This is a genomic window from Bacteroides oleiciplenus YIT 12058 (assembly GCF_000315485.1).
Taxonomy (GTDB): domain Bacteria; phylum Bacteroidota; class Bacteroidia; order Bacteroidales; family Bacteroidaceae; genus Bacteroides; species Bacteroides oleiciplenus.
The window spans coordinates 1940985-1947083 of the sequence record NZ_JH992940.1; the positions used below are offsets into that span (position 1 = coordinate 1940985).

At 35.7% G+C, this 6099-nt stretch carries 8 protein-coding genes; 7 read left to right on the top strand and 1 reads right to left on the bottom strand.

The genetic code is table 11. From position 1 onward, the window contains the following. The first annotated feature begins 56 nt into the window (after positions 1-56). From HMPREF9447_RS08225 to HMPREF9447_RS08255, 7 genes are all read left to right on the top strand, one after another. On the top strand, positions 57-1010 hold the full coding sequence (locus tag HMPREF9447_RS08225) for a hypothetical protein (protein WP_009129243.1): 954 nt from the start codon (positions 57-59) through the stop codon (positions 1008-1010). A 68-nt stretch (positions 1011-1078) separates the two neighbouring features. Next, a complete protein-coding gene (locus tag HMPREF9447_RS08230) occupies positions 1079-1510 on the top strand; it encodes an NTF2 fold immunity protein (RefSeq protein ID WP_009129244.1) in 432 nt (143 codons plus the stop codon). Positions 1511-1589: 79 nt separating this feature from the next. Then, positions 1590-2174: a GAD-like domain-containing protein gene (locus HMPREF9447_RS08235; RefSeq protein WP_009129245.1), complete on the top strand. Its 585-nt coding sequence runs from the start codon at positions 1590-1592 to the stop codon at positions 2172-2174. A gap of 196 nt (positions 2175-2370) precedes the next feature. Continuing rightward, entirely contained in the window at positions 2371-3201 is an 831-nt protein-coding gene (locus tag HMPREF9447_RS08240) for a hypothetical protein (protein ID WP_244267587.1), read from the top strand. Positions 3202-3297: 96 nt separating this feature from the next. Further along, positions 3298-3762, top strand: coding sequence for a hypothetical protein (locus tag HMPREF9447_RS08245; protein ID WP_009129247.1), 465 nt, complete (start codon positions 3298-3300; stop codon positions 3760-3762). Positions 3763-3821: 59 nt separating this feature from the next. Beyond that, positions 3822-4313, top strand: a complete 492-nt coding sequence (locus tag HMPREF9447_RS08250) for a YfbM family protein (protein ID WP_009129248.1) — start codon at positions 3822-3824, stop codon at positions 4311-4313. Between the two features lie 85 nt (positions 4314-4398). After that, positions 4399-4782, top strand: coding sequence for an Imm10 family immunity protein (locus HMPREF9447_RS08255; protein ID WP_009129249.1), 384 nt, complete (start codon positions 4399-4401; stop codon positions 4780-4782). Between the two features lie 134 nt (positions 4783-4916). Here the strand turns inward: HMPREF9447_RS08255 and HMPREF9447_RS08260 are convergent. After that, positions 4917-6099, bottom strand: a 1183-nt coding sequence (locus HMPREF9447_RS08260; protein ID WP_009129250.1) for a TraM recognition domain-containing protein, incomplete at its 5' end; no start/stop codon positions are given.

A 6099-nucleotide genomic window follows, 5' to 3' on the forward strand; every position in this document is an offset into this window, starting at 1 on the left:
CACCTAAACGGTGCATATTTCCGTGCCATTACCTGCAATTAAAAATATTAGAAGAAATGAAAATAAAAGAAGCTTGGACGATTGAACTGAAAAATGGAGCCTATGGTGGATTAAAGCCTATTATTGATCCTTTTGACAAAAATAGATTTTATCTTTCCGATGGCTGGGGATCGGCTTTCCTTTCCATAAAATTGCGCCAACTCTCTTTCTCTGACAGAAAAGAATTAAATTCTGTATCAATAAAAAATATTGTAAGGTGTCTGTATTTTAATTCTGATGGAAGGAATATGTTTGCCGTATCCGACAACAAAATATTTCAAATAGACAGAATAAACTTATCCATTATAAAAAAGTTTGATAAAGGCATACAGCGGTACAGTGATTATATTTCCTCAAATAATAAAGATTCTCTTTTGTTGATGAATTACAATAGTGATTATCTATGTGTGTATAATTATCTGACAGAAAAAGGAATAAAGAAAAAACTTAAATCCTGTAAAGGTATCATTCAAGGAGAAACTCCCGATACTTTCCTGATTTTTTGTCCCAAAACGGGAACGGTCTTGAAGTATTATTTGATGGAAAATAAATTAGAGGAAATTATCAGAACAGATATATATTATTCAGCATGGAAAGGTAACTCCGGTACATTTTATTTTCATTTGGGCAAAATTGTAGAAGCAACGTCAAATACGCATGAACACATTGTGCCAACAAATAAGATTATTACAATTTCAGCGAATCAACCGAATCTCACGAATGAGATCATACTTGACGCCGAATATCGTAAATTTTGGATTTCTGAAAATGAGGAATTAATGTATCTTAATAATGTCAATTTTATGAAAAGAAATCAAATATCAATTTACTTACTAAAAGAAAAGAGAATTATTGATACGTTGAATATAAACAAGGGAGAACAAATTATAGAACTCTTTGATGATAAAGGAGTTGCTTTAAGCTACAACATAGAAAATCCTAAAAAAATAACCTGTTGGAAATACGAATAGCAGGTAACAATCACCTAAACTGCTAAACGCAGTTAGCTGAACCCCATTACCAATAATATAGAACAGATATGGAAACAGAACTAAAAGAAACTATACAGAATTTATTGCTTCAATTCATGCAGAATATGCACGAGTGGGAAGTGATGTGTAATGATATTGCAAAGCAGAATGAACTTTCATTTGAAGAACAATTTAACAAGCAAAAAGAATTGGTATCAAAAATCTTTTTGAACTACTGCACTTCTCGTGAACGCAAGAATAGCAGACCTACTACTATATCTTATGGCAATGAAGGTTCTTATGAATATGATATTGATGAAGAGAAAATAACCGATATTGTAGAAGAAGGAAAGGACAGAATTGTAGTTCACACATACAGAGAAGTGCCTATGCAGGAAAAGAAGCAATACATATTCTTGTTTAAAAAAGGCAAATGGCTTTTGGATTCTAAGAAAAGATATTCTTCATGGAAGCAAAAATGGCTATCTGTTTCCCTATAAATTATATTGGTAACAAGCCAAGTTAGCTGCTAAACGCAGCTCCTTGTCAAACCATTAATAGTCATAAAACTACAACGATATGTACGAAAAATTTTTAGAAAGAAATACAGATTGCATCAGACAGACAGTTGATGATGCTTTCATTGCAAAATATGCTGATATTGCTCCGGAAAACCTGATTGCCCTTTGGAAAGAGGCTGGTTTAGGAATGTTTTGTGACGGACTGTTCCGAATTATCAACCCCGAAGAATTTCAGGACTTTGCAGATGAATATAACTCGGATTCATTCTATAAGACCGCTTTGCCATTTATGGTAACAGCTTTCGGGGATATTTTCGCCTTCGTGAATCATTCCATTATCGGGGATTACGTCATTTATATAAATGTCAGATACGGAACATTCAAAAACCTGAGCAGCAACATTGCACTGCTTCTCAATAAATGTGTATTCAATGAAAGTACTTTAAAAGCATGGTTTAAGGTGGAACGTTATGCTGAAATTAAAGATAAAGTTGGTCTGCCACAATTAGATGAATGTTTGGGATATGTCCCAGCATTGGTATTAGGCGGCACTGAAACTGATGATAATATCCAAATTCTAAAAACCGTACCGTACATTGAAATCATTGCCCAATCAATCGGAGAGTTTGAGAGAATGGGATAACAGATTATTAACAACGCAGGATAACGGCAAACCGTTCCCTGCTCGACAATATTTAAGCATGGAAATGAACAATTTTGCGAACATTATAAATCGTTTGATTCACATAATTGGGATAAAAGCAGTATCAGATATACATCTGCATAATCCTAAAAATCTTTGGATGATAAATAATCTTCATCTTAAAGATTTTATGAATATGAAACAAACAGAAATCGGATTTGAATTTTCTTTTTCATTGGATAATGAGGTTATCTATCTGATAAAAAAGGAAGATGAGCAAAAAGAAGAACCGCCTATATATATAGCAGACGATATTTGTTATGCAAATTCATCTTTCCTTTTATTAATTGAACTGGTGAAATGGATGTCTGTTCAGTGTAAATATGTTTATAAAACTAAATTATTTGGACTGAATTATTATACTGTTAGAGAAATGTTTCCTGAATTGATAAGAGTAAAGGAGTTCCCTCTCTATACGTTACGGTTAAGTAAGCATTATGATGCAATCACTTTTATGAAAGATGATGTGTCACTTTTCTTCATTGCTAAAAGCCAAATTGTATTGGACGATATTTTCAAGAAACTAAATATCATAAATACGAAAGAACAAGGTGTTCCGTATAAATTGGATGTCATAATAGGTGGACAACTTTTAGGAAACATAGTAACAGGAAAAGTAGCATTACATAGTCAGTTGATAAATATTGAGATAAACGAAGATGATAAAATCCATTCTTACATAAATGAATGGATTGCAAAATTGACAGAGAAAAAAGTTTCTGAGATAAAAAAAGCTATATCAGAGAAAATAATCAAAGCTACATTCTCACAAGCAGACAACATTACAAAAGAGGAAATAAGAACACACTTCCAATCTTTATATGAGGACTTGCGCATTGATTTGATTGATTTTGAATGTAAGCCTTTGATTAAAATTTCATTCAAATCCGAGAAGTTATATCCGGATTACTCTGTATGTTGCTACCTCAATAATAAAGGAAATGTTGAAGATTGTTTCTTAGAATAATATAAAAAACGATTTTCGCAAAATATAACTAAGTATTAACGAGCCAAGATAGCTGCTAAACGCAGCCTCTTGTCAAACCATTAGATACAATTAGATATGAATATACCTACTGCAATAAAGGAAATACTTGTTCATAACCATTGGGATGAATTTAACTTTCAAATGATGTCGGATTGTTACGCTGATAAGTTGAAACAATCCTATTCAAAGTTTGATTATCCTTTGAATGACGGTATTATAAGCAAGATTGCTCTATTCTATAACATGAAATTAGAGCTGAACCAATCTAATATTCTTTATTTTGATGTCAAGAAAATAAAGAAATACAGCCCGGAAGCTATGCAGAAAGTGGCTGTGAAGTTAAAGGTCAATAAGGTTATCTATTTAGCAGACATTCATCCCGGTTATTTAACTGTATGGTTAGATGAACGAGAACAAGTGTGGGCTGATTATGATAATCTTGTTTATTATTATGGCAGTGATATATTCAGTGGTGTTCAAAATATTGTATCGGGCAATGTCCTTGAAACCATAAATTTAGTATCTAACAACGAAAGATAGCATCTGACGATGCTCCTTTCTAACCATTATCAATAAATTAAATAATAGGAGAATAAATTATGTCAAGATTAGGTGTTTTATATGCTTTGAAAGAAGATGAACTGAACAAACTTCGTTCCTTGCCACAGGAAGAAAGATATAATTATATGTTAGAAGAAATAGAGGAATCTTTATTGGAAACGCCTCGTGGTTGTGAGTTGGATAAAGCATGGGAAGGTATCCAATATTGTCTTGGTGGTGGTGTGTGGAATGAGGAAAATACTATTCCAACAAACATTGTATTTGGTGGAGAGTTCTTAGTTGAAACAGACGATGAAATCATCACTCTAAAAAAACATTCTGATGTAATACAAATAGTTAGCTATTTGCATCAAAATAATCTGCAAGAAATTGTACGAAAGAATTGTCCACTAATAGATGAACAAGAATACACATTACCTAAAAATGATGATACTTTAAACTATCTTTTAGGTTGGAGTGAAGATATTCTATCTTTCTATGAAAATGCTCAAAAAGAAGGTTGTTCAGTCATCTTTACAGTTGATTTGTAACTCACTGAAGAAAATATTGATAACAAGCACCTGTGCCACCTAACGGCGGCAAGCTGCATCACATTAACGATAACAAAAAAAGAATATGGCAAAAGTCAATTTCAAAGCAAATGTATCTCACGCATCCAAAAATTCAAAAGATAACTATTACATGGTAGGATTTGCAAACGACAAATACGATGTAGATAATTATATTCTGTTTCAGAAGCCTATCACATTAAGAACAGATGATGACCCTGATGCAGATATAAATGGTCTATATGCAGAATGTAATGGCGACCAATGTTATAATCAAGTAAAAAAAATCATTATGACTAATGGCAAGTTTGAAATAGAAGTTAGTGATAGCCTTATAACTGTAGATATAAGCAATATAAAATTGAATAAACGTATCATTGGTTATATGAAAGAAATTTTTGGTGATTTACTTGAGCTAAAATTGACAAAAGAAATCGTTAACAAAGCGTGATAACGCTTACAGCGTTCCCCGCTCAACATTAACAATCAAAACAGTGTACTATATATGGAAATGTGAGATAAATTATTATTAAAACGTATATTCCGCCAGCAATCTGTCTGGCCGGAATATCCGTTTTTCTTTTATCACACGTTCTTAATCAGGTGCGAGAGTTCGGGATCAGCCTTGATACGCTCGATTTCGTCGGCAACAATCTGCTTGACCTCGTTCTTGATGCGGTAGTAGTTCGCATCAATCTGCTGCTGCATGGTGTCGTTGCCGTCCTTGTCGGTGAAGTCGATAATCTGCGGTATCTTCACGTAACGGGCGGTTTCCCGCTTGACCTGCTCGTTATCCACGACAATCTCGGCATGGAAAATCTTCTGTTCGATACGCTCGTCGAAGTTATCGGCGACTGCACCGACAAACATACCCTGCGTCAGGTTGCTGATTTTGGATGCCGGAATCAGGCTATCCATCTGGGTATTGATGGAAACGGAAGTCTCGTTGCGGTTGATGGTCATGTTCTGCCGTTTCTGCAAGACCTTGCCGAAACGTTCACTTAACGTTTTGGCGGTTTCGGCAACGACCTGACCTGCAAAGACATTGCCGACTGTATTGCAGATCACGGCGGACTCTTTATCACCGTAGTCACGCTTCAACTGCGAAAAGTCCTGAAAACCCAACATGACGGCTACTTTGTTGCTTCGGGCGGTGGCAATCAGGTTATCCAGTCCACGCATGTAGATGGTTGGTAACTCGTCAATGATAACGGCGGATTTGAGCCGTTTCTTTTTGTTTATCAGCTTGACAATACGAGAGTTATACAGTCCCAATGCTGCGCCGTATATGCCCTGCCTGTCGGGATTGTTACCTACTACAAGCACTTTCGGTTCTTCGGGGTTGTTGATGTCGAGTGTGAAATCATCCGCCGTCATCACCCAGTAGAGAGCCGGGGAAATCATGCGGGAAAGCGGGATTTTGGCACTGGCTATCTGCCCCTGCAACTGCTCCACCGCCGAGCTTTCCCAAGCATCCATGAACGGGGAAAGATAGTTCTCCAGTTCCGGGTAACTTGTCAGGATAGGGAAAATATCGGCATACTTCCGGTTCAGAAATTCTATCGCATGGGGGAAGGTGCAATATTTGCCGTTCTTGTAGATTCTCAAATACCATATAATGCTGGCTAACAAGATGATAGGTGATTCAACAAAGAAGTCGCCCTGCTTGCTGATATCGGGTAAGTCAAGGGCATTACTGCCCCCTTCTCCCCTAAGAACCGTACGTGAGAGTTTCCCCTCATACGGCTCAAGCAACTCAATATTTCTA